This is a genomic window from Agaribacillus sp. DX54 (assembly GCF_056858335.1).
In genome coordinates, this window is sequence record NZ_JBXEQE010000001.1 from 132,576 (window position 1) to 158,532 (window position 25,957).

At 43.1% G+C, this 25,957-nt stretch carries 16 protein-coding genes and 1 riboswitch; of the genes, 10 read left to right on the plus strand and 6 right to left on the minus strand.

Features of this window, described 5'->3' with window-relative positions; genetic code table 11:
• Nucleotides 1-319 precede the first annotated feature (319 nt).
• The 7 genes from AC04NP_RS00555 to AC04NP_RS00585 all read left to right on the plus strand — a co-directional run bounded on the left by AC04NP_RS00555 (nt 320) and on the right by AC04NP_RS00585 (nt 10,188).
• On the plus strand, nt 320-589 hold the full coding sequence (locus AC04NP_RS00555; RefSeq protein ID WP_482857348.1) for a hypothetical protein: 270 nt from the start codon (nt 320-322) through the stop codon (nt 587-589).
• A complete protein-coding gene (locus AC04NP_RS00560; RefSeq protein WP_482857349.1) occupies nt 586-1,563 on the plus strand; it encodes a hypothetical protein in 978 nt (325 codons plus the stop codon). Before AC04NP_RS00555 ends, AC04NP_RS00560 begins: the two co-directional genes overlap by 4 nt.
• The gene (locus AC04NP_RS00565) at nt 1,551-2,237 is read left to right on the plus strand and encodes an ABC transporter ATP-binding protein (RefSeq protein WP_482857350.1); all 687 of its coding nucleotides are present in this window, start codon (nt 1,551-1,553) and stop codon (nt 2,235-2,237) included. Before AC04NP_RS00560 ends, AC04NP_RS00565 begins: the two co-directional genes overlap by 13 nt.
• A 285-nt stretch (nt 2,238-2,522) precedes the next feature.
• A complete protein-coding gene (locus AC04NP_RS00570) occupies nt 2,523-4,637 on the plus strand; it encodes a sialate O-acetylesterase (RefSeq protein ID WP_482857351.1) in 2,115 nt (704 codons plus the stop codon).
• 45 nt (nt 4,638-4,682) lie between these two features.
• Nucleotides 4,683-6,098, plus strand: a complete 1,416-nt coding sequence (locus AC04NP_RS00575; RefSeq protein ID WP_482857352.1) for an alpha-L-fucosidase — start codon at nt 4,683-4,685, stop codon at nt 6,096-6,098.
• Between the two features lie 120 nt (nt 6,099-6,218).
• Nucleotides 6,219-6,431, plus strand: a riboswitch (cobalamin riboswitch).
• A 272-nt stretch (nt 6,432-6,703) separates the two neighbouring features.
• A complete protein-coding gene (locus AC04NP_RS00580) occupies nt 6,704-7,441 on the plus strand; it encodes a hypothetical protein (RefSeq protein ID WP_482857353.1) in 738 nt (245 codons plus the stop codon).
• A gap of 197 nt (nt 7,442-7,638) precedes the next feature.
• A complete protein-coding gene (locus AC04NP_RS00585) occupies nt 7,639-10,188 on the plus strand; it encodes an Ig-like domain-containing protein (protein WP_482857354.1) in 2,550 nt (849 codons plus the stop codon).
• On the opposite strand, the gene AC04NP_RS00590 is transcribed toward AC04NP_RS00585, so the two are convergent.
• A complete protein-coding gene (locus AC04NP_RS00590) occupies nt 10,167-11,192 on the minus strand; it encodes a DUF697 domain-containing protein (RefSeq protein WP_482857355.1) in 1,026 nt (341 codons plus the stop codon). The two genes, AC04NP_RS00585 and AC04NP_RS00590, sit on opposite strands and share 22 nt — an antisense overlap.
• Before the next feature lie 157 nt (nt 11,193-11,349).
• Complete coding sequence (locus AC04NP_RS00595) at nt 11,350-11,628, minus strand: hypothetical protein (protein ID WP_482857356.1); 279 nt, start codon at nt 11,626-11,628, stop codon at nt 11,350-11,352.
• A 292-nt stretch (nt 11,629-11,920) separates the two neighbouring features.
• On the opposite strand from AC04NP_RS00595, the gene AC04NP_RS00600 reads away from it, so the two are divergent.
• The gene (locus AC04NP_RS00600; protein WP_482857357.1) at nt 11,921-13,639 is read left to right on the plus strand and encodes an acyl-CoA dehydrogenase family protein; all 1,719 of its coding nucleotides are present in this window, start codon (nt 11,921-11,923) and stop codon (nt 13,637-13,639) included.
• 28 nt (nt 13,640-13,667) lie between these two features.
• On the opposite strand, the gene AC04NP_RS00605 is transcribed toward AC04NP_RS00600, so the two are convergent.
• Nucleotides 13,668-17,801 carry a tetratricopeptide repeat protein gene (locus AC04NP_RS00605; RefSeq protein ID WP_482857358.1) on the minus strand — a complete coding sequence of 1,378 codons (4,134 nt, stop codon included), beginning with the start codon at nt 17,799-17,801 and terminating at the stop codon, nt 13,668-13,670.
• Nucleotides 17,802-18,004: 203 nt separating this feature from the next.
• On the opposite strand from AC04NP_RS00605, the gene AC04NP_RS00610 reads away from it, so the two are divergent.
• Complete coding sequence (locus tag AC04NP_RS00610; protein ID WP_482857359.1) at nt 18,005-18,469, plus strand: hypothetical protein; 465 nt, start codon at nt 18,005-18,007, stop codon at nt 18,467-18,469.
• 50 nt (nt 18,470-18,519) lie between these two features.
• Here the strand turns inward: AC04NP_RS00610 and lpdA are convergent, their stop codons facing one another.
• Nucleotides 18,520-19,914: a dihydrolipoyl dehydrogenase gene (gene lpdA / locus AC04NP_RS00615; RefSeq protein ID WP_482857360.1), complete on the minus strand. Its 1,395-nt coding sequence runs from the start codon at nt 19,912-19,914 to the stop codon at nt 18,520-18,522.
• A 678-nt stretch (nt 19,915-20,592) separates the two neighbouring features.
• Here lpdA and AC04NP_RS00620 point away from each other — a divergent pair.
• Nucleotides 20,593-21,963, plus strand: coding sequence for a sigma-54-dependent transcriptional regulator (locus AC04NP_RS00620; RefSeq protein WP_482857361.1), 1,371 nt, complete (start codon nt 20,593-20,595; stop codon nt 21,961-21,963).
• 109 nt (nt 21,964-22,072) lie between these two features.
• Here AC04NP_RS00620 and AC04NP_RS00625 read toward each other — a convergent pair whose 3' ends face one another.
• Both AC04NP_RS00625 and AC04NP_RS00630 read right to left on the minus strand, forming a co-directional pair.
• Nucleotides 22,073-24,730: an ATP-binding protein gene (locus AC04NP_RS00625; protein ID WP_482857362.1), complete on the minus strand. Its 2,658-nt coding sequence runs from the start codon at nt 24,728-24,730 to the stop codon at nt 22,073-22,075.
• Nucleotides 24,727-25,899 carry a hypothetical protein gene (locus tag AC04NP_RS00630; RefSeq protein ID WP_482857363.1) on the minus strand — a complete coding sequence of 391 codons (1,173 nt, stop codon included), beginning with the start codon at nt 25,897-25,899 and terminating at the stop codon, nt 24,727-24,729. The genes AC04NP_RS00625 and AC04NP_RS00630 overlap by 4 nt, the downstream gene beginning before the upstream one ends.
• Nucleotides 25,900-25,957 lie beyond the last annotated feature (58 nt).

The following is a 25,957-nucleotide window of genomic DNA, read 5'->3' on the forward strand; positions in this document are numbered from 1 at the left end:
GGAAAGGGGAAAACAGGTGATAAAACTACGTGGGACGACAGGCTCCCACGCTACACGCTATGGGTATTAGTAGTCTGTGGTTGAGTATTTTACAGTCCTTGTGTTGTATTCAATATTAATTTTCCCTTGTTGATTTAAGTTTTTCTTTTTTTATGATGATTGACTTTTTAGTTTATAATGATAAGGTAATCAATTATATTCACTACCTATCGCATGGAATGTTGTATGCTGTGGAAAAAAAGATATATTGCTAAAGAACAGGGCTTGCTTATATTGTAATAGTAAAAATTTTTCTCACACATTTAAAATTTTAAAGATCATGAGTATTACAAAACAAATTCCCCCGGGACAGTTAGTGAATTTCATCGATGAAATTACCACTAACGAGAAGTTCCGCAACGAACTTGAGACGAACACAAAAGAAGTTCTGGCAGCGTACGGGTTTGACATTACGGCAGACCTTATTCCGGAAAAAGTAGCATTGCCTTCAATGGAGTATCTAATAGAGAGCGTAAGTGAATATTTGAAAAAGGAACATTTTGCATTTCCTGCAGAAAAATCTGTTAGGGCCGGAATTTTATCCTTATGAACCCCCAGGATAAAAGTAGTTTTGACTGGAATTTTATCAGGGGTATTTTATTCTTTAGAGTTCTTCAGGCAAAAAGAATGGCTAATAATTGGGGATGGTACTATGCAATCCCGCTGCTTTTCATCACAACGCTGGCATTAATCTGGCTGGTAGAAGTGACGGTTCAGTTTCATCCTGTATATATTGGCTTAGCTCTTTGCTTGCTGATTGCATGGCTACACAATAAGCGAAAAGACCTGTTATTTTTACAAAAGTTTGGAAAGAGCAGATTTGCGCTGTTGTTTTCCGAGTATATACTTCTTTTGCTACCGCTTTATATTTTGTATGGTATCAAAGATAAATTCATAGCTATACTTATGGCATTTATAGGTAGTAGTATCATTGTCTTTTGGCGGGGCGTGGCATTTAAATATACCTTTAATATTATTGACATTTTTGGAGAAAGATTCATACATCATCGTTTTTTTGAATGGAGGACAGGTTTAAGGAAGCATGGGGTGCTCTTTTTTATAAGCTATATAGTAGCTTTGGCAATTTTGTTTTTCATGCCTTATGCTATCATATTCTGGGCTTTTTATTTCTTATCTTTTGTGGCAGATTTTTACAATCCGATAGAGCCGCTATCTTTATTGCAATCCCGATTTCAGGCGACTAAACCCCATGTGTTTACAAGAAAAACACTAACGCATTCAACATTGTCACATATCGCCTTACTGCCTCATTATGTGATAACGATAGTGATTAAGCCTGAGATATGGTATATAGTAGTTGCTTGCATTGTCATCATACAAATGACGACGCTTTATTCCATTTATTATAAATACAGTGTATATAGTTACAAAAAACAATTGGCAGCCAATCAAATTCCGGTTGCACTATTTTCACTGTACAGTATGCTACTTCCCTTTTCTATACTGATTGTGAACAAACAGCGGCAAAAGGCTATTAAACAAATTAATCAATGCTTGAGATAAAACATATATCGTTTTCATACAACGCTAAAGAGGTGCTAAAGGACGTAACACTGTCTGTCAAGGCCGGTGAAGTTCACGGAATAGTAGGGAAGAATGGTGCGGGAAAAACTACTTTTTTTCACGTTGTGGTCAAATTGCTAAATTTTGATAAAGGCAGCATCACCTATAACGGAGAAGACTACCTTTCTACTGATATTGCTTTTTTAGAAACTGAAAATTTCTTCTATCCTTATATAAAGGGTAAAGAGTATATACAGCTTCTTGCCTCGGATGCACATTTTCCCATTCAAGATTGGAATTACTTTTTTCAACTACCCCTGGACGACATGGTAGACAATTATTCTACAGGGATGAAAAAAAAACTGGCTTTGATAGGCGTCATTGCAATGAACCGCCCTGTTCTTATCATGGATGAGCCATATAACGGCCTGGACTTAACAACCTGTGAGCTGGTATACCGGATTATAAGGCGTTTAAAGGAACAAGGCAGACTAGTTCTTATCTCATCGCATATAGTCTCTACATTAACTGCCGTTTGTGATAGCATTAGCATACTTAAAGATGGGGCGATCCACTCGACATATAAAAAAAGTAATTTTGACCGCCTGACTATTGAGATAGCCGATGAGTTCGATCAGGATATCAATAATAAACTTGACACTTTGCTCAATTGAAAACAGCACAGCATACAATCGAGTAGACGGCTGTTAGCCATAGGCCCACGGTACGCCTCGCATTGGAAATCCTGGACCTATATCATCATACCCTCCATAACAGAGAAAAAGCAGGTTGAAATAATTCGTGTAATGGATTGCTAAAATGTGGAAATTGTCCTATCTTTTTGGGTAATTAACGGAAACAATAATTCAACTGTATTTACTGCAACGGGGTATTGCGGGCAACCATTCTTAGAGGAGATCCCAATAAATTGAGAGGAGAATTTATTTAAACGATGGTCGATGAAATACTTACAAAAGGTTTGTAAGGGTATTGGGAGGAGTCTCCCGGAAACGATGCATATATCCGGTCAAAAAGAGTCAATAAAAAAGTTCCGACCCAAACAAATGAAAAACGATCTGATCAACGTCATTGCGATTACTTTAATTTCCTTCATCTCGCTTTCAGCCCATGCAGAGATCAGGTTGCCCAGGTTTTTTGGTGATAATATGGTTTTACAGCGAGACCGGCCAATTTCTATTTGGGGATTAGCAAGTCCGGAAGAGCGAATCAAAGTCAGGTTTAATGAAAAACAATACCGTACCAAGGCAGATGCCTATGGAAAATGGTCTATCCTGATAAAAGCCCAGCCTGCCGGAGGGCCCTATGATTTGGAATTGTCCGGCGAAAATACCATCACTTTGAAAAATGTCATGGTGGGTGATGTCTGGATTTGCAGTGGTCAGTCCAATATGGAGTGGGTCATTGAGAGATTTCCCTATGCGGAAAAAGAGGCAGAAAATGCGGACTTCCCTGATATCAGGCTTTTTACTGTTCCCAGGGACCAATCGTTTTTGCCTAAGACCGACATTAGCGGAGGCGTGTGGAAAGCAGCCATCGGTGACCAGATAAAGGATTTTTCGGCGGTCGCCTATTTTTTTGGTCGTCATTTAGACAGGCACCTCAATGTACCGATTGGCTTGATCAGTACCAGTTGGGGTGGCACTTTGATAGAAGCTTGGACTAGTGAGGAGGGACTTAAACAATATGATCGTTTTAAAGGAATTCTGGAATTGAATAAGAATGGCAGATTGATAGAAACCAGCAGGGAATTATCGGCCCAAAGAAAGGAATGGATCGATCAGTATTATGAACAGGGGCCTGGAATGGAAGACCAGTGGTATAAGGCCGAAGCCAACCATTCGGCATGGGGAAAGATCGAAATGCCTGGCTTTTGGGAAAACCAGCATTTACCGGGTTTTGATGGAGCGGTTTGGTATCGTAAGGCATTCTATTTGTCGGATAAGCTGGCCACTAAGGATCATACGCTGAAACTGGAAAGGATTTATGATCACGATATGGTCTGGATCAATGGTGAAAAGGTAGGCGCATCTTTTGACAACAGCAACCTGCGAACATACGAAGTTCCTGCCGGCGTTCTTAAACCTGAAAAAAACGTGTTGACTGTCAGGGTATTCGATGTCGGTGGCCCGGGGGGCTTCGGAGGTGTGTCAAAGTGGTTCGGCATTCAGCCCGCAGACAGCAGCAGCGATCCCATCATATTGGCCGGAACCTGGAAGTTTCAGAAGGGATTGGATCTTTCAAATTCGCAAATTCCTGCCTTCCCAAAGTCTGGGATATGGCCCAATGATTACCCTACCTTGCTTTACAATGCCATGATCAGTCCTCTTACACCCATGGCGATAAAGGGGGTAATATGGTACCAGGGTGAAAGCAATGCGGGCAGGGCGGAGGCTTACAGGGAATTGTTTTCAGGTATGATCCAAGACTGGCGGTCAAAATGGGGACAGGGTGATTTTCCATTCATTTTTGTGCAGTTGGCAGGCTTTGATACAAAACGGGAAAACGATGACTGGCCATCTCTGCGGGAAGCACAGGCGATGGCGTTGAACTTACCCAATACAGGTATGGCAGTAGCGATAGACATAGGTGAAAAAGATGATATCCATCCTAAAAATAAACAGGAGGTTGGACGCAGATTAGGTTTGGCAGCTTTAAAAGTTGCCTATGGGCAGGAAGTGGCACATTCCGGCCCGGTTTTTAAGTCCATGAAAATAGATGGTCAAAAAGCTTTCCTCGAATTTGATCATGCGGAAGGTGGATTGCAGGTGAAGGACCGGTATGGTTATATCAAGGGTTTCGCCATTGCCGGGGCAGATCAAAAATTTCATTGGGCGAAGGTTTATCCGGAAAATGGGAAGTTGGTGGTTTACAGTGAAAATGTGGATCAGCCCGTAGCTGTCAGGTATGCATGGGAAAACTATCCTGGCGATGCCAATTTATTTAATCGGGAGGGCTTGCCTATGGCCCCTTTTCGTACGGATAGCTGGCCGGGAAAAACCAAAGGTATCCGGTTTAAGCCGGCCGGTTTTTTAACCGTGGATAAAGCCAATTAACGATCACATAGTAAAAACACAAAAAGCATATTAATAAGAATGTATATGAAAAAATATCATTTTAAAAATCTCATGTTGCCCATAGCAATATTAATTTTTTTTGGTTGTCAGCAGCAAACAAAACAAAAAGAGGAAACGCCTTCAAAAGATTACCTGAATGAGACCAAGGCAGAAAAAGATAACCGTATGAGGTGGTGGCGCGAGGCAAAGTTTGGCATGTTTATTCATTGGGGACCTTATGCCATTCCCGCGGGAACCTACGAAGGTAAACAAATTCGTGGCATTGGTGAATGGATTATGAACAATGCCCCCGTCCCTGTAGAAGCTTATGAAGACTTTTCCCGGCAGTTTAATCCGGTAGCGTTCGATGCCGATGAATGGGCAAGGATAGCCAGTGATGCGGGGATGAAATATATGGTCATCACATCGAAACATCACGACGGCTTTTGTCTTTGGGATTCGAAGATAACCAATTACGATATTATGGATTTCACTACGTTTCGGCGGGACATTCTCCGTGAGCTGAAGGAAGCCTGTGACAAATATGGCGTAAAGCTTTGTTTTTATCATTCTATCATGGATTGGCATCATCCGGATGCACAGGCTGCATTTTTTCCAAATTATAATGATAAGGAAAAGTCCAATCCTAACTTTCAGCGATATGTCACCGACTACCTGAAACCACAGGTCGAAGAGTTGGTGGTAAATTACGACCCGGCAGTCATCTGGTTCGATGGGGAATGGATTAAGGATTGGACCCATGAAAACGGACAGGAAATGTATCGGTTCCTGAGAAATCTTAATCCTGACCTGATCATAAACAACCGGGTGGATAAGGGCCGGCAAGGCATGCAGGGGATGAATAAAGATGATGAAAAAAAATATGCCGGGGATTTTGGCACGCCCGAGCAGGAAATCCTGGAGGGCACCTCCGATTTTGACTGGGAGGCATGCATGACCATGAATGATACCTGGGGATACAAATCCTATGATGATAACTGGAAATCTTCGGATACGCTCATTCATTACCTGATTGATATTGTTGCCAAAGGTGGAAATTTCCTGTTGAATGTCGGCCCTACTGCAGAAGGGCTGATTCCCCAACCCAGTGTTGACCGCCTGGCCGAGATGGGGGACTGGCTGGCTATCAATGCCGAAGCTGTTTATGCCGCCGGATCCCATAAAGTTTATAAGGAAGGGCAACACATCCGCTACACAGTTAGTAACGATGGAAAATATGTTTATGCCATTATGCTGAAATGGCCGGACAATAACAGTTTGATGCTGGAAAATGTCATCCCCAAAGCCGAAAGCGAAATCCGGCTCCTGGGCTATGACCGACCCCTGTCCTGGGAAGTCGACCCGGAAGAAAGCGAATTGGTTATCAATCTTCCCAAAGAACTCTGCGACGAAGCTAAGAGACCCGGTAAGTATGCGTGGAGTTTGAAGATACCGATTTGAGCTCAGAGGGGATAGGAGCGAGGGGTGAGGTAGGTGTTCCGGATTCCGGATTGGCAAAAAAAATGATTAAAATCAGGAATTTTTTATTCCCAGGTCCATTGCATACTTTAAATCAATGACTAGCTTTGTTTTGTATCAGGTTCTCAATTGCCCGTGCAATTGTGATTAAAAGGGAATCAGGTGTAAGTCCTGAACAGTTCCCGCTGCTGTAATCCTGTCCGGTGAAAAGCCGGAAACAGCTTTTAACAAAAAACCACTGCCTCATTAGCGTTGAGGTGGGAAGGAGTTAAAAGTCAGGAAAGTCAGAAGACCTGCCTTATACGGAAATATTTGTAACCTACGGTGAATGGGTTTATAGATAAGTCGGCTGGCGCTTCCCGTTGCTGTCCTATTTCGTACGTTACGAGTATTTTTTTACTTAGCCAGATAACGTGCGATGAAACCAACCTTTTTATCTTCTTACAGGTACCACTTCACGGAAGGCATCGTAGCCATTAACCTGGCTGTTTACCATCGTCTTTTCCCGATGCGTTTTGCAAAAAACCTGCCACTAATCCAATTTAAATCCATATGAAAAAGTTTGACCGGAAGATCATTTTGATACTATGTATGTTTGTGCTGAAGCCCGCGGCATCTCCACAACCTTTGGTAGCAGGCCACAGCCTGCCAATCAGCAAAGCAACCAGATATTGAACGGGCAGGAAGGCCCGCATTTTGCCGGCTTATCCACATCCCCTGAAAGCATGGCACGTACCGCAAACAACCGGCCTGTTGCGGAAACCGGGGGCAACCCCGATCCAAGCCCCTATGCCACACGGGTATTTGAGTACAAGCCGGCACCTGGGCAGTTTATTAATAAAGCACCCTTTGGGCTCCCCGGAAATGCAGACAATGTATTAGGTGCCCCGGATGGCTCGGTAATTTCACTTGGTGGCTTTGGAGGGTCCATCACCGTAGGCTTTGACCAGCCGATCAGGAACGACCCTCAAAACCCCTATGGAGTAGATTTCACCGTGGGCGGTAATGCATTTCCGAATTGGACAGAGCCGGGGGCGGTTATGGTAATGAAAGACGAAAACGGCAACGGCCTGCCCGATGACACCTGGTATGAGTTGGCAGGAAGTGACTATCATTTTAGCAGTTCCAAAAAAGTTGACATAACCTATTTCAATCCCGGTTACACCGTTGCCCATGATGTGCTTTGGGAAACCGGCGAGGGTGAAGCAGGGGTCATATTCAAAAACAATTTTCACGGCAGCCTTATTATCCGCAACCCGTCATTTTTAATAATGTTAACAACCTCGAGGAAAAGTATACAGGAACAGCGGTTAAAATCCGGGTAAACCGGAGCAATCCCGGTTTTGTAACTTCAGGAAGCCTCTCCTTCGGTTATGCAGACAATAAATCCGGTAACAGTACGCCTACTATACCCGGAAACCCTTATTTTGATGATGAAAACGGGCGTTCGGCAGACGGCTTCGACCTTTCCTGGGCCGTAAATGAGCAAGGCAATCCTGTGGTGCTCGATGAGGTACATTTTGTGAAGGTATATAACGCGGCACAGGAAAATGCCGGTTGGCTGGGGGAAGCTTCCACCGAGATCGAAGGATTTGCCATCACAACCCCCGACCCTGACTGGGTGCGGCGCGACTATTTGTTCCAGTTGATAGGCTCCGCCCCCTTCCAGTTGCTGAAAGGAGAAACGCATTCATTTGAAGGAATACTGTTTAAGAACGGTATACCGCAGGATGCCCTGGCATTCTGGAGTGTGTCGGATGAAAGTCTTGGAAACATTGACCGGAACGGTAATTTTAGCGCCCTGGAAAAAGGACAGGTCACCATCAGTTTTTCCGCCAACGCCGACCTGGAACCGGCAACTTTTACACTGGAAATCGTTGAATTGACGGATATGGTGCTCAGCACCAATAAAACGGAATTATATATTAACGAACGGATGTATCTTAATACCGAGAGTATAGACAGTCGCCCCTCACCATCTAACCGTTTTGTTTATGATCGCTACTCCTTTTCTGTCGATAATGAGGAACTTGCCGAGGTAAGCCCTTCCGGTATCGTAACCGCTAGATCAGCAGGCGTCGTGACCGTGACAGCGACTTCACAAACAGATGCCACCATTAGCAAATCAATACAACTGACAGTATCCGAAGCCCCCGCAATAGTACTTACCGGAAATGATCATCTTCACTATGCCCAAGGCGCTGCCACAGCCATGATTAACCTGGACACGGTTTTCAGTGTAGAAGAGCCCGGTCAGATAATTAATAAAGTTGTAAAGAACAGCAATGATTTTTTAGTACAGCCTGAGATCGATAACGCAGGTGTGCTGCACCTGACTTTTACTGAGGCCGCCGCCGGCATGTCAGCAGTTACCATTGCCTCCACTGCCTATGGGTCTACCCGGGAATTTGACCTAACCGTACAGGTCGATCCGCTCCGGACTACCATAAAACCCAAACAGGTTGTATTTGTAAACGGTGGACAATTTGGTTTCCAAAAAGGAAATGTACAGGTATATGACCCCGCTCAGGGTGTTACCGTAAAATTAGCCGATTTTGCCCGTGCAGAATCCGTGCAGGATATGGCAACAGACGGCAGGTATGCTTATGTTTCAGCAGAATATGATATTATCAAGTACGATCTGGTAACTGCTTCAGAAGCAGCTATCAGAAGAACACAAGATATTAGCGATAAAACTGCTGATGGCCAGGGCAGTGACGGTGCAGGTGTTAATCACTCGATGGCGTTATACGAGGATTGGTTGCTGGCAACCCGGCAAAACAGCAGCGCTCCTCCGGAGGATGGCTACAATGTAAGGATATACAATAAAGCTGACCTTTCATTAGTGACAAAAATACCTGTATCCACACAGGCTTCAGATGTAATCGTTGTCGGGGATTCAGCCTTTGTGGCCTTGAACGGAGGTTTTGCCGGAACTTCGGGACAGCTTGCCATTATCGACCTGGTCAGCCTGGAATTGAAGGAAGAATATGACTTTGGAAGCGACGGCACCGGCATTATGCAAATGTTCCATCAAAACGGCGTGTTATACATACTGGCCCAGGAAAAGCTTCTGACATACAACATCGCCGGACGAACCCACCAATTGCACAATATCGCCATAGGCCACGCCGACTTCAGTTCTTCACCGCTGGCTACTGCCATTGTTAACAACACGCTGTACGGAAAAGTCAATTGGGGCACTTCCTTCCCCGTTAACAAGGGGTTCGGTACGGTAGATCTCGGAAGTCTCACCATATCGGCCAATGATATTATTGGCATGAATACAGATCCGGAGATCCGGGACAATGGTTATACCCTTATGGCATCAGCCTATGATCATGAAGATGCGCTTTTTTACTTTACCTTCGGCTCCTGGTCGGGCCCTGGCATAGGAAGGATTTACAACAAAAACGGTACGCTTGCCGGTAGCTTCACCGGTGTGGAAGCCTCTCCTGAACGAATGGCCGTCAGCTATGCTGTGGTGAATCAATCTCCTTTTCTGCAAAAATCCCTGGATGCTATTACACTTTATGAGCACGAAACGGTCGATCTGTCATTCGATGACTATTTTCAGGATATAGACGATGAGCCCCTAAATTACACCCTTACCATGGAGGAAGGGGAAGCGCTTCCGGAATGGATTTCCTTCACCGGAGGCAGGTTCACCGCTACGGCTGAATCTCATCTCCGGGCCATGACCCTTTCATTACAGGTAAAAGCTGAAGATGCCTACCTTGAATCCGTGAGTAAACAATTTCAACTGAAAATTATTCCGGTAGATGATGCACCGGTTGTGGCCAATCCTTTGGCTGATAAAGTGGTCAATGAAAACGCAGAAGAACTCCGGATCAGTCTGGAAAACGTATTTGACGATGAAGATAGTGAAAACGCAGATATGCAATTTTCTATCACTGAAAATTCAAATGCTGCGCTTGTGCAAACAACCATTGAAACCAAAGCGCTTATTCTTTCTTTCACTCCTGATCTGTATGGCGAGACAATAATCGGTGTAACCTGCACATCTGATGGTAAAACTCTTTTGACTACTCAGGAATTCTCCTTCTCCTGAGCCGTTTCCATTTCCTTTTGGCTGATGCCCATTTTTTTGGCCAGATCACCCAAACTACTTCTGATATTTTGTGCGGCATTTTCCAGGGCGCTTACGCCCGATTTTACTGTGTTGACACCTGTGCGTTTAGTGGCCCTGATCAGGCTATTTACCACTTTGCCCGAGGATTTTACAACCAGGGTTTTTAACAGACCCGAGGCTTCCAGAAATGCATTGTTTCTTGCTTTTTTCCTGTCAAACACTTCAAGGGAGCCACAGTATCTTTTTGTAATAATCCCTACTCTGAGTGTTAAAAAGGCATTGACCGATCCCTCGAGAATGGAATCCATAATGATGTGGGCGGCATGCCCTACAATGGGTAAAGATTTTCCCGGACTTTTGAACATAGCATTTAAAACCGGTTCTATTTGCCTGCTGATGTCCAAATCCTCCACCTCTGAGGCCAAAAACGCTGTACCTCCTACATTGGCATACAACCTGAGGATATCCCGGATTGCCGGCCTTTGCCAGTAAATATGGGAAATTTCCCAAACCATTTTGGTTTGGGTGATCAGTACAGTCAATGCGTCGAGCTTGCCATTCTGTGATACTGCGGTGGTTAAGAATACACTGGTAGCTGTTTTTTGAATAGCATCGTTGGCCTTCACCTGCAATATATCTAAGGCTTTATCCAGATCTTCTTTTTTGCTTAAATCAAGATTTAATCCCTGTAAATACTTGTTTTTATCCAGTCTTCCGGCCAATTGTCGGTAGTATTTTTCTTTTTCCTGCTCGTTTTCCGGCAGATCGAGGGGTTTGGGCAGTTTGAAATATATCACTAAGGGTGTCATCAGCACTACCGCAAAAATTGACACCAGCATACCTAACACCACATGGCCCAACAAAGGGTTAAGCGCTGATAAGTTGACATAAACCGCGGCTACCTGGTTGACTACGAATAAGGTGAAGGCCAGTATCACCGCTATGCTCACAAAAATGGCGAATGTTTTAAATTGTCTTTTCATATCCTCCGGATTTAAGTGGGTAAGGTGTCAACATGTATGTTTGATCGACAGGGACTTTTTGATGAACATTGGGGCCTCTAAGGCATGTAAAGCCGGATAGCGCGGGCTTTATTTCCGGTATTTGAAATATAGCCCGCGCTAATATTGTTGTTGGTGATTAAAATTCCAATAATAATATAGCCTTGTAAATTTTTTCCCCCAAATCTACGGAAATTAAACCATTATCTTTCTCACAGTCGCCTGACTCACCACATATGACTTCAGCCCTGACAAAATCTCCCGGCATCAGATCATTGATTTTGTTAAGGCTTCCTGCAAAAGTTTCATGAGTTACTTTCGGACTGTTTACTTTTTCTGCCAGGCGATCTTTCATTTGGTCGAAAACGCAAAAACTCAGCGCAAGCACAACCACAGTTATGATTTTATCAAGTTTCATAGCCAATCCCATTCTTTAAGATGACAATTCAATATACGTAATTTTGTTACTCAGGGGTATTAATTAAATGTTAATTGAAGATAAATCATGTTGGCCGGAATATAGAAAGGTTGAATGGCTAACATTATCGGTGTATTTTATTCCCATGAAAGGAAAATGATAACCGCTTCAAATATCGACAGTTTCGAAACGGTTTCGTCATAATGTGGTAATTAGCGGTCTTCGTGGGCTGGTTTTGGCTGTTAAATACCTTATATTTATTGGCAGAAAACACATTAAATCAGATTTCAATATGCCCAATTATTTTACTGAAAACGAAGATTTGTTATTTCATTTTGAGCGCTTAAACCTGCGGGAGACAGTACAAATTCTTGAGCACAACTATGATTATGCGACGCAGTATCCCGGGGCTCCGAAAGACTTCGATGAGGCGATTCGGAATTACCGGAGTTCGCTGGAACTGGCCGGTGACCTGGCGGCCAATTTTATAGCTCCCAGGGCTGACAAGGTCGATCTGGATGGTGCAAAACTTAAAAACGGCAAGGTTAACTATGCACAGGAGACGCTTGAGTCGTATGGGCAACTGGCCCGGGCCGGGCTCACAGGTGTAATTTTGCCGCACAAATATGGTGGTATCAATTTTCCCGCTACCATTTATATGATGTTAATTGAGCTGGTCTCCAGGGCAGATGCATCATTAATGACGCTGTTTGGCTATCAGGATGTAGGCGAGGCCATCAGTAAATTCGGAAGCCCTGAAGTCAGGGAACGGTTTCTGCCGCCGTACACCAGTGGTGAGCACATTGGGTCTATGGTGATGACTGAGCCGGGTGCAGGATCGGATTTACAAGCTATTCAATTAAAAGCCTATCAGGACGAAGATGGGCAATGGCGGTTAAATGGGGTTAAACAGTTTATATCGAATGGATGTGGTGATATGCTGTTGGTTTTGGCCAGATCCGAAGCCGGTTCTAAAAATATGTTTGGGCTCAGCCTGTTTGTCTGCCCAGGGGGTGATAAGGTGCAGATTACTCATGTAGAAGAAAAAACGGGCCTGCATGGTTCGCCCACCTGTCAATTGTATTTCGATGATGCCCCTTGTTATCTGGTCGGAAAAAGGAGGCAGGGGCTGCTGCATGTTTTATATGTACTAAATCATGCGAGATTCAGCGTGGCGGCCCAGGCTTTGGGCATGGCGGAAGCTGCCTATCGGGAAGCGCTGTCATATACCAAAATACGCCGGCAATTTGGAAAACTCATTTACGACATGCCTCCCGTCGCCAACATGCTGATCGATATACGGGTGGCTATAGAAAGCTGCAGGTCATTACTCTATGCCGGTGTTCAATGGCTCGACCTGCGTAATAATCTGGAAGAGCAGGCAGAGATATTAAAGAAGGAGGGACAAAACACAGAAGCCATCAAGGCCCGGTTCCGGGAGGCGGCGAAAATAACGGATTTGCTTTCACCTTTGACCAAATATGTGGTTAGTGAAATGGCGGTTAAGGTATGTTATGATGCCCAGCAACTGCATGGTGGTATGGGTTATATGAGGGAAATGGCAATTGAACGCCTGGCGCGCGATGTGCGCATTACCACCATCTATGAGGGTACTTCGCAAATCCATATCGGTGCCTGCTATAAAAGTGTTGCCGGTGATGTATTGAAGGATTTTTTTGAAGAAAATGAAAGTAAATCCTATCCGGGTGAATTAAAAGTTCTGGCAGATAAAATGCAAGAAATGCGCCATTTGTTTTTAGCGTTAAGTGCATTGACCCGGGCCCATGAAGACAGTAAGTTCAAAGAGGCGGCCGCCAAGGAATCGGTGGATGTTTATAGTTATCTCTACCGGGGGTATCTGTTATTGTCAGAGGCCTCTCAAAACCAGCGAAAACGGCATATTGCCAGGCGGTTTATCATGCAATCCCTGGCTGCTGCTCACCAAAGTTTACAGGCTGTGAAAAATGAACAGTTTAATGATATTGGCTTTGCCGGTATTATCTGCAGGTAATACAGGTAGAGTGGCTTCAAATACCCAACTACTTGCAGTATTGTTTGATGAAAAATGCGGATTTTGTATCACCTAAATTGGCAGCCTGCTGCCAATCCTCACACGCAGAAGCATCGTTCAATCGGTATTTTACATTGGCGCGTCCCTTAAAATATGAGGCATTACTTTTTTCCAGTTCAATGGCCTTATTGAAATCGGACAAGGCGGCACCATAGTTTTCCATATTTGATTTCAGGTTGCCCCGGTGGTAATAGGCAACGGCATATCCAGGGTCGATTTCTATGGATTTATCATAGTCTTTCAATGCTTCGGCCAACTGCTCTTTTCCTTCATACAAAACACCCCTGTTGAAGTAAGCATCGGCATTGTCAGGGCTTAAGTCGATAGCCTGCCCCAAATCTTCAATGGCGGCAAGATCCTGGGTAAGATACATATGTGCCTCGGCTTTGTATAAAAAAATCTGAGGGTTGTCATTCACATATTTTAAGGTATTTTCAAAATCCTTCACGGCGTTGCCGTATGATTTAATGGCCATATAGCACTGTCCGCGGTGGAAGTACAATTCTTTATTTTGAAATTGGCTGTTTTCAGCTTCCTGGTAATAGGTGATGGCCTGAGCATGGTTTTTCAAATGAAAATGACTTTCTGCCATGAAAAACAATACCCTTTTGTTAACATCTCCCAGACTTTCCAGCATCTCAAAATCTTTAATGACCGCCTCATAATTTTTAAGATGAAAATGGGTGGCGCCCCTGTTTTCATAAGCCCTTCCATAGGCTGCATCGATTTCAATGGCCCGGTCATAATCCTTCAAAGCCTCTTCAAAGTTTTCCAGTAACTGTTTGGCTTTTCCCCGGTTGTTATACACCATTGCTTTTTTATCTCCGAGCGTTATGGCCTGGGTATAGTCCTCTATGGCTTTAGGATGATCTTTGAGTTTAAACTGGCAGTTTCCCCTAAGGCTGAATGTTTCCCCATCTTTTGGGTTAAAACTGATCGCTTTATCGAAGTCCTCCAAAGCGCCGTGATAGTTTTTACCTTCATACCTGGTGTGGCCGCGATGCTTGTAGACAATATGATCTTCTATACCGAGCCGGATGGCTTTATCGAGATGAGGGAGTGCTTCCTTATAGGCTTTTTTTTCGTACAAGGCATTCCCGAGGCAGTAATAATCTTCTTTTTCAGCCTTTTCATTTTTTACCACTTTTGAAAGATCGGCAATAGCCTCATCGATGTCCTGATTAAAATAGTAAGACCGTCCCCTGGCTGTGAGCAGTTTATGATCCTTTACACCTGCCGCCCGGGCCTTGTTGAGGTGGGCAATGGCCGCTTCGTATTTTTTCTGGTGGTAAAGTGCGTAGCCAAGATAAAAGTCGATCGACTTGTCTTTCTCTCCTAATTCCCGGGCCCGAAGCATATCCTCATACACACCCTGAAAATCATTCAGCACATATTTAGCTGTACCCCGGTTGAGATAAGCCTTGCCATAATTGGCATCCATAGCCAGGGCAGTGTTATAATCTTTCACGGCTTCTTCATATTTCTCCAGTTCAGCTTTGGCCTTACCACGGTTATTCAACAAAACCGGATTTTTTAAACCCAGGGTAATGGCCCGGTCATACGCTTTGATTGCTTTTTCAAATGCTTCCATCCTAAAATGCGCATTACCCAGGTCGAAGGCTACCTGCCCCTCCTCATTTCCCGAATCAATGGCTTGCTGGTAATCTGTTATGGCTTTTTGGTAATCTTTCAGCAGGTAATGACTATGACCTCTCCGGGCAAATATTTCCTGATTTTTGGTTCCTTGCCGAATGGATTCGGTGAAATAAGTGACAGCGGCCTTGTAGTTTTTTAAAATATAATGTCCAATGCCGATTTTCTCATTAATTTCCCCGTTATCCAAACCTTTGCTTTTAGCTTTTGAAAGATCCTCTATGGCCGGTTTATAGTTTTCTTTGACAAAATGTAAGTTGCCCCGGTAGTGATAGGCCTTGCCTTCGGTCTGACCAAGTTCAATGGCTTTATTCAGATATTGCATTGCTCCATCTTGGTCTTGTATTTCATAGTTTGCATACCCCAACATCGTATTTAACTGCCGTTTGTCATCAGAGGCATGGATGGCGCGTTCTAAATCCGCGATGGCGCCCTCATAGTCTTTTGACAGGTACCTGGCCTGTCCCCGGTTGGCAAAGGCTTTCAGGTAACCGGGTTGAATTCTGATGGCCTGGTCAAAATCGGCGATGGCACCGGCATAGTCTTCGGTATTTAACTTCGCCTTGCCCCGGTTATTAAAAATGATTTCATCTTCCATGCCCATACCTATGGCCCGGTTGTAATGGGTGATGGCTTCTTTATATTGTTCTTTTCTGAACAGAATGTTGGCGAGTTTATAATACAGGTCTGTCTCATTGGCGCCTGCACTGATGGCTTTGCGAAAATCACCTTCGGCTTCATCATATTGTTTGAGGGCATACCTCGCATGTCCGCTGACCGTCCATAGGTCTTTTTGATCGACACCTTTTGCGGCGGCCTTTACCGCCGATTCGATACACCCCTTAAAATCTTTAATCTGATATCTGGAAAGTGCCGATAAAAGGTAAATCGCTCCGGCAACTTCTCCTTTTTCCAGGGCTTTGCCAAATTCCCTGTCTGCTGATTGATAGTCTTTGAGATGATAGCTTGACTGCCCCTTTTTGAGCCAGACCTCCTGTGTAGCTAAATCCGTAGTAATGATTTGCTTGAAGTATTGATTGGATTTTTCAAAGTTTTTTAACGCAAAATGGGCCTGGCCTAATTCGGATAGGAGCCTGGGATCTTTATTCCCCAGGGTGATGGCCTTTTCCCCGTCTTCAACCACCCCTTTCCAGTCTTTTAACCGCAGCCTGGCACGGGCCCTGTTGGCATGGGCCTTTTCATACGTGCTGTTAAGGGCTATGGCTTTGTTATAATATTCGATAGCGGCCTGATGCTTTTCCAGGTAAAAACGGGCTTTGCCTGCATTGTTGAAAAACACTTCATCCTTGAGTCCTTGCTGTTCCGCCTTGTTGAAGGCGGCTATGGCTGCTTCGTATTTTTTTAACCTGAATTGGGCATTTCCCAGATAAAAGTAGTTTTCAGGAGAGGCATCCCCTATTTCGATGGCCCTTTGCAAATCTTCTCTGGCACCGGTAATATCTTTCAATTCATATTTTGTCCTGCCACGAACGGCGAAGGTGGCAGCATCCTGAAACCTGAGTTTGATGGCTTCATTTAAATCCGAAAGGGCTTTTTTGTAGGCTTTTTGATCAAAATGGATTTGCCCTCGCAAAGAAAGTGCAAAGGTGTTTTTATTATCCAGTGCAATCACCTTGTCCAAAGCTGCCAGCGTGGCTGTTGTTTTATTTTGTTGTTGGCTTATAAAGGCAGCCAGTAACCATACATCCTGGTTATTTGTAAAGATGGCTTTGGCTTTATTGATCGATGCATTGGCCTCAACCATGTTTTTTTGTTGAAAAGCTATCAAACCTTTCATGAAGCTCCGGTCCGGTTTATAACCCTTTGCCCAATCTTTCAGCTTAAGGTTTTTGGATTTTATATCGGACATAAAAGCCTGATCGACCAGGGCAAGTGATCCGGAATTACCCTGAAGATTTCCAATATTCAGTGCTACCACTGCACCTTGGCCATTAATAGCCGGCCCCCCTTCCTTAACGACACTTTCACTGTTTACCAGCGCCCATCCGCCAAACATTTTGGATTTTCCCAGATCGGTCACCGTTACGGTTGTTTTATCAAGCCGATCGAATTCATTTCTTACAAAGAGGCTGAGTTTTTCATTTTTCTTATAGGGATGATTTATAAGGTTTACGGGGCTACCCTTTCCGGTAAAATCCTGTAAATCAAACTTTACCAGTCCAATTTTTTCATTTTCACCAATAATTTTGCCTACCTTAAAAACAGTGCTGTCTTCTAAAATGACCTGGGCATGATCGGCATCCTTAAAAGTTTTGCTCAGGGCAATACCTTTTCCGGCTTTGTCAATAAAAAAACCGGTACCTGAGTTAATAGCCACACCGTTGGCATTGAAAGTTTTGATGTAAAAAATGGATTTGTTTTGTGCTGATACCAAATTGACAAACAGCAAGAGCCCTGCACCGACTGTAAGTTTTATCGTTCTATTCATAAGCTTTCTACTTACTTATTTCATCCATGAAACCACACTGAACAAATTTACTTTTTAGCCCTGTGGCTATTTTTTTTAAAAGGTCATGAAACTTACATAGCTTTATTATTGACCATTTATATAAATTTTCATAATTAAACCGTTACATTTGTTAGTTATAAATAAGGTATCGGGTCAAATTATTCAAAATAACAACAATCAGTATGGCATTTTCATTTAACCCATTTAAGAAGAAGAAAAAACCAGGCGCTCAGTGCAACATATGTAAATCGGGTATGGAGTACGAGGAAGGAAATATTTTGACCTCTTCTCAAATAGTCACTTCTAATTCGTTTTGGGATAAGCTGATGGTTGAACCTGAAACGATTTCCTATACCAAAGCGCACTTTGAGTCGAGTGACGCTATGGCTACAAAGATGAGACATATGATTTTTAATAAATACAGTGAGAAAGATCAGGCGTGGATTGTGTGTGATTACTGTGTTGAAATGTTTGATGTTGAGAAAGCACAGGTAAAGGAACACGCCAGAAAGTGGTGGGAGACTGACAAAACCTTCCGGCCGCCGGCTTGTGGCAAAGCAAGTGAGCAGATGAATGAGCAGGAATACAAGGCTGTCAAAACCTATGCAGTCATGCAGGCCGGAGCGCGGTTTTTAAACAGGGAATAAAAAAAGCGAATGGTTTGATTCGCTTTTATTTAATATGGTCTGCTTTATAGTTAAAGGTGAATCACCTCGTCATAAGCGGCGGCAGTTGCTTCCATAATGGCTTCCGACATGGTAGGATGAGGATGCACGGATTTGATAATTTCATGTCCTGTGGTTTCCAGTTTGCGGGCGGCCACCACTTCAGCGATCATTTCCGTAACATTGGCACCGATCATATGTGCGCCAAGCCATTCTCCGTACTTGGCATCGTAGATTACTTTTATGAAGCCCTCCGTAGCGCCTGCGGCCTTGGCCTTACCAGATGCTGAAAACGGAAACTTACCTACCTTGATGTCGTAGCCGGCCTCTTTAGCCGCTTTTTCAGTATATCCTACAGAAGCAACTTCCGGATTACAGTAGGTGCAGCCCGGAATATTGTTGTAGTCCAGGGGTTCCGGCGATTGGCCGGCAATTTTTTCCACACAGATGATCCCCTCTGCGGAAGCTACGTGAGCCAGTGCAGGACCATGTACAATATCACCTATTGCGTAGATGCCGGGAATATTGGTTCTGTAAAAATCATCAACCACAATTTTACCCTTGTCGGTGGCCACCCCGACATCTTCAAGTCCGATGCCCTCGAGGTTGGTGGCAATACCTACTGCGGAAAGTACAATATCGCATTCCAGGGTAGTTTCACCTTTTGGTGTCTTTACGGTTACCTTACATTTGGTCCCTTTCGTGTCAACAGCGGTTACCTCCGAGCTTTTCATAATCTCGATGCCGGATTTTTTGAAGCTCCTTTCCAATTGTTTGGAAACCTCTTCATCCTCTATCGGAACTATTTCCGGCATGAACTCAACGATAGTTACTTTGGTGCCTATAGCGTTGTAAAAGTAGGCAAACTCCACACCAATCGCCCCTGAGCCAACTACTACCATAGTCTTAGGCTGCTTGTCAAGTGACATGGCTTTTCGGTATTCTATGATTTTTTTTCCGTCTATTGGAATCGCCGGAAGTTCCCTTGACCTGCCTCCGGTCGCAACGATAATGTGGTCCGCCTGATAATCCGTGATCTTTCCTTTTTCGTCTTTTACCGCTACGGTTTTATTGGCTTTCAATTTCCCAAACCCGTCAATATGGTCGATTTTGTTTTTTCTGAACAAAAAGCTGATTCCTTTGCTCATAGAACCGGCCACATCCCTGCTTCGTTTTATCATTCCTTCGAAATTGACCGTTGCCCCTTTTATATCAACCCCATAATCCCCGGCATGGGATATATAGTCAAATACCTGTGCACTTTTCAATAATGCCTTGGTGGGGATACAACCCCAGTTCAAACAAATTCCACCTAACTCGGCCTTCTCTACCACACCAACTTTCATACCCAGTTGAGAGGCTCGAATGGCAGCCACATAACCTCCTGGGCCACTTCCTATTACAATAAGATCATATTTTACGGACATATATTGTGTGTTTAACGTTACCTGATTTACATTGCCACAAATTTATGTTTTTTGGTGATAGAAAAAAATCATGGAATTATTCAAAAAACCCCCGGCAGGGATTTTTAATCCTGTTATTCCACAATCAGGATAAAATCAGTAACTATCAGCCTGTATCAATCATTCATAAACTTGTTGTGTGTGGATTTTTTCTACACAGTGTTGAGATAATACACCAGATTTTTTTACCATTTAATAATGATGAATTCTTCATATAATCCTAAATGGTTATAAATCAGCATATTTTCGTATCATAATGGTTTTGGCACAGTTTTTCTATATTATTGGTCAGAAGTAAAAACGCTAACTTTCGGAGTTGAGAATAATAATTTTATTATGCTTAATCTGAGGAAGATAGTAGTAGTGATTTAATTTGGGACTTTGCTCAAAAGACTCTTTCAGCAAGAAATTTCTGAAAGGGTCTTTTTTCAACAAAGATTAAAAACAGGTGTCCTGAATATTAAAATTAGAGACCAACATAATTACAGACCAATAATTTATATCCATAATCAACCAAAACGTCTGAAAACCCTCCGGCAAGGAGGGTTTCTTTTTTTTGCCATGTTAGCGTTAGTTTAAACTTTTCTGGTTAAATTTAAGTGCAATAAACTTAATTAAATCTATCTACAATCGTACTCTATGTCAAAAGTACTTATTATTGACGATGACCCAACCTTTTGCTTGATGTTGAAATCATTTTTGAACAAAAAAGGATTTAATGCGCATGAGGTTCACAATGCCAGACAAAGTATTAAAGCCATTCAACAAGAAGACTTCGATATTATTCTTACAGATTTCAGATTACCGGATATAAACGGTCTTGATTTGCTAAAAAATATTAAAAAAATTGTACCGCACACTCCTGTAATTTTGATGACCAGCTACGCCAATATCCGTACGGCGGTGAATGCAATCAAAATGGGCGCCTATGAATATGTAACCAAACCGATCAATCCCGACGAAGTGTTGTCGACCATTAACCATGCGCTCGAGTCGGTTGAAGAAAAAAAATCATTGGCACAACCGGGGGCCAGGAGCCCTTCGACTCCGGGAAATTTTCAGTTCATCAGCGGAAAAAGCCCTGTCTTTCAAAAAATTCATGAGCACATTGAATTGGTGGCGCCTACCAACATGTCTATTTTGATACAGGGAGAAAGTGGAACGGGCAAGGAGTATGTATCCAGACTAATTCATCAAAAAAGCAAGCGAAGTCATAAACCTTTCGTAGCCATTGACTGCGGCGCCTTGTCAGATGAGCTGGCAGCCAGCGAGCTTTTTGGCCATGTAAAAGGGTCTTTTACCGGAGCGACCAATGAAAAGAAAGGGCAGTTTGAAGTGGCTAACGGCGGAACGCTTTTTCTGGATGAAATAGGGAATCTTTCATACGATGTGCAAGTCAAGCTTTTAAGGGCCACGCAGGAGAGAAAGATCAGAAAGGTGGGAGGCAACGTGGATATAGAAGTAGATGTGAGGTTGATTGCGGCCACCAATGAAGATTTGATGAAAGCTGTGAGCAGGGGAGAGTTCAGGGAGGATCTTTATCACAGGATCAATGAGTTTCAGCTAAAAATCCCGCCGTTAAGAAAAAGAGGAAACGATATCAAAGAGTTTGCCTATCATTTTTTAAAAATCTCCAACCAGGAACTCGATAAAGAGGTGGAGGAGATCGGTGCTGATGTTATCGAAAAGTTTTTGAATTATTTATGGCCAGGCAATATCAGGGAGCTGAAAAATGTCCTGAAACGGGCTGTGCTGCTGGAAAAAAACAAAGCGTTAGGCGTGGCCAACCTGCCCGATGAGATCAGATATCCAAGTGAAGCCAATACACCCCATACACCGGAAGATGATGAGGGAATTGCCTTGAGAACAGTTACGGAGAAAAAGGAAAAGGAAATGATCCTGCGCACCCTGGAACAGGTCAAGTACAACAAATCGAAAGCCGCACGCATTCTTAATATTGACCGAAAAACACTGTATAACAAAATCAAACAATTTAACATCGAAGTGTAGAAGCCGGGAAAGTACTTTCACAAAAGGCTATTCATTTGTTTGGATAGCAACGACTTTTGAGCGGATGCCCCTGTGTGAGATAGGAGACCAACCGAACCTGCGCTGTGATCTAGGGAAGTTGCTTAGTGCTTAACTCCTGCTTGAGCAGAATAATTTCCTTTTTCAAGGCTTTGATTACCGTTTTAGCGATTGTCTCGACTTTTTGGACCAGCGGAGTGATTTCAGAAGCGCTGGCATTACCGCGATCCAATCCTTCCAGTTTTTTTAATAGAGGAATAGCAGCCGTGACTTTCAAATGTTGAAATGAAGGCAGCATTTTATGTCCCATCATACTTACTTTGTCCCAATCCCTGTTTTTTAGCCCGCTGTCCATCATTAATAATGAGTTTTTGGTATTGTTAACAAAAGATTCCAACACCTCCAGCAAGGATTCGTTTCTTTCCCCGGTAAACTGTAATATTTCGCTTAAGTCGTACAATGGCTGTTTAGAGGTATCTTGGGATTTGTCTTTTTGGCCTTTGTGCTGCCCGTTGGTTTCAGCCACGTTTTCAATTTCAATTTTCAGCGCGCCGGCGATTTTGTTAAAAAGGTGGGCCTCCTTAAATGGTTTTAACAAATAGTCATTGATGCCTGAATCCAGGTATTTCCGAATGTCATCTTTCATGACGTTGGCGGTGAATGCCAGGATGGTGGTTTTGGACTTCCGGGGATCCTGCAGTGCGCGTACATGTTTGGCGAGATCAATGCCACTGAATTTCGGCATTTGAATATCGGTGATGATAAGGTGGTAGGTATGTTCTTCTATTTTTTTGATAGCTTCCTTACCATCTATCACAAAATCAGCATTTAACCCCCACCTGGTAAATATTATTTCGGTAAGGTGCAAATTTAACTTGTCGTCATCAATGACGATCACTTTATACTCGCTGAACAATTGACTGCCATTGAACGGAAGCGTGCTTTCCCGGGGCAGCGGTTTAAAGTCCTTTCCTTTTTTGAAAGTTAGCGTAACGATGAAGGAGGATCCTTTGTTTACCTCACTGTTTACTTCCATGGTGCCTCCTTGTAGTTCTACCAGTTTCTTGCTGATGGTGAGCCCAAGTCCGGTTCCACCGTATTTTCTGGTCGTACTTGAGTCAGATTGACTGAAGCCTTCAAATATTTTGTGTATATTCTCCTTTGCAATGCCGATGCCACTGTCATTCACCTCGATCCGGGCAATTACCTTGGTCTTAAACTCCTTTTCCAAAACCGCTTTGATCTCTACATAGCCTTCATGGGTAAATTTAATACCATTGTTGACCAGGTTCAAAAGGATTTGTTTCAACCGGAACGGATCCCCGGCCAACACCTGGTTTAAATTTTCATCGAAACTATATCTTAGCTCGATGTTTTTTTGCTCTGCCTTTAGTTTCAGCGTTGCATAAACATCTTTGATGACATTGATCAGCTTAAAAGGAATTTCCTCGATCGAGAGCTTATTGGCCTGAATTTTGGAAAAATCAAGTACATCGTTCACAGTGGCCAGCAAATGTGAGGAGGAACTGCGGATGGCTTTGAGGTATTCATCCTGCGTTTTTTCCAGGCTGGTATTGGAAAGTTGTTCCGAAAAGCCCAAAATGGCATTAAGCGGTGTCCTGATTTCATGGCTCATATTGGCCAGGAAGTCTTCTTTTGCCTTGGCTTCATTAATCGCTTTTTCCCGTGCCTTTATCAGCAAACGGCGGTAATAGTTTCTTTTGGTGATGTCATTAAAAAGAATGTATATGAACATAATGCCGCTGAAAGTGCCTAATATGCCCGTGCCTATGATGGTCATGATGGCATCGTTGGCAGTTTCCTGCGCTTTTATGGTATTTTGACGGTGTTCATACGCTTCATGGGATTCCATTTCATTGATTAAAAACTTCACCTGGTTTAATATCAGCGAATTGTTTTCAATGATTTCCAATTCCTTTTGCGTAATAGCATATTCGCTCCTTTGTTCCTCACGTTTTATATTGGTAATGATTTTGGTTACCGTGTCTGTGACTACCGCAGATTGGGCAGGTGTAATTAGTTCGTCTTTTTCCTTGGACTTGTTGATTTCATCCAATAATACCATTTCAATTTGCGCCCTTGTTTTTGCCTTTTCCTCCGCCAGTTTTATAGAATCTTCTCTTTTTTTCTTCCGCGACCTGAGAAATCCTTTTTTCTTTTTGTCTATTCCTCGATTGGTAATCGAGTCCAAAACCTGTATCGCCGAGTCTATGTTGATGGGCTGTTCATCACGCAACAGGCCGGTGTCTATTTCAGGGCTGGCAATTTCTTTGGCGGTTATTTCATTGATGGCCTTTTTATAGTAATCGGTTTTTTTCTTGCGGGAATATAATTTAACATATCCGTCTGCCCCCTGCAATTTTTCATTGATTAATATGGTAATGCTGTCGAGCATTACCAGTGTCTCAGCCTCATTTTCAAAGAGCACCCTGAGCGAATCCAACCGGCTGTTAACGCTGTCTGTGTACACAAAAAATGGCTCCAGACTGGCATTACCGGAACGCAGGGTGGACTCCCTGAGAATGACTTCGGCTTCTGCAATATCCCTGACAATCCTGTTGAGCAGGGTAAGCTTAATATCCGGTTGGGAAATTTGGTCGATAGAATTGACCAGCAGGTTAAAACTTTTGTAAGCAATGAATCCCACAAACAGCACACCACATATTACCAGACTAAAACCTACCATGATTTTAGTTTTGATGGATGCACTTTTCGGTTCTCCGGTCATTTTTTATCTACACGTTGAATTTTTTCTTCTATTAATAACGGAATTTTGTTTCTATTATGCCACATTTTGGCGTTTTTAAGTGTCCTTATCACAGGATAAGTCAACCAAAGGGCCATGATTACCGGAAGTACCAGCCTTAAAATCTTTTGTCGTGTATTCAGGACAAACCGCTCCATTGCAAATATAAGTAAAAAGAAAACGCCAGGATAAATCGGAGCTAAAAATCGATCGGCTTCATCGAAGTGCGGACGATCATAAAAATGCCTGATCACCAGATAAGTGAGTATGATAAAAACAATACCGGTGATATAAGATCTTTTTTCTTCTTGTATTTCCGGCCATGTTTTCCACAACAGATAACCCATGAAAATTACCAAAAGGGTAAATATGCCTACCCTTAACCGGTAATTGAGCGGCAGTGGGAATAGCCAGGCACTTAAAGCATCCGAATAATTTTGCAGGTTTACTGAAAAGCTGCTTAACAATGGAAATTCGCCTATAAAATTCGGGGTTCCCAATCCACCGTACAGGATAAAAATCAACAGGGCCAGGGCGGTGAATATAGCTAAAATTTGCTTTTTGGAAGAAACAAAATGTGTGGTTAATGCCAGCAATAAACCGAGGCTGAAAAGCATACCAGCCTTTCTTTGCCAACAATAAAGCAGGGAAATGAATAGTATGGCAACCAGCCTGTTGAAAGTTTTGCGTTGAAAAAAAAGCCACAACAAATACCATTGCAGACTGACCAAAAATATAAACAGCGGCTCGGTCCAAATGAAGCTGTGAACCATTAAAAGCGGCGTACTGAATATCAATGTGGCCGCATAAATTACAAGCATTTTTTTACTGCTGAACATTTCTTTTGCAACCATTAAATGAATAAAAACAGTGCCGCCTAAAAAAAATGCGTGCAGGTACTTCAGCGTCATCTGAGCGTTGGTACCCATGATTGACAGCATGACGATTTCAAGGCTTTGAAAGGGGAAAAATGTGGTGAAGCCAATTTCTTTGAAGGAGTGATTCCTGGCGAAAATGACTGACTTTTCCCAGTACTGATAGGAATCATGTGTCAGCCCTAATCCTTTAAGATTTGCATAAAAATAAATAACAACGGTCGATAACACCGATAATGCGAGGATAAAGCGATTGTCAACTATTTTTACAATCATTTTAATATATTAAAATGAAGCTATAATTTAGGGCGAATTTTGCGGGCAGTGACCTATA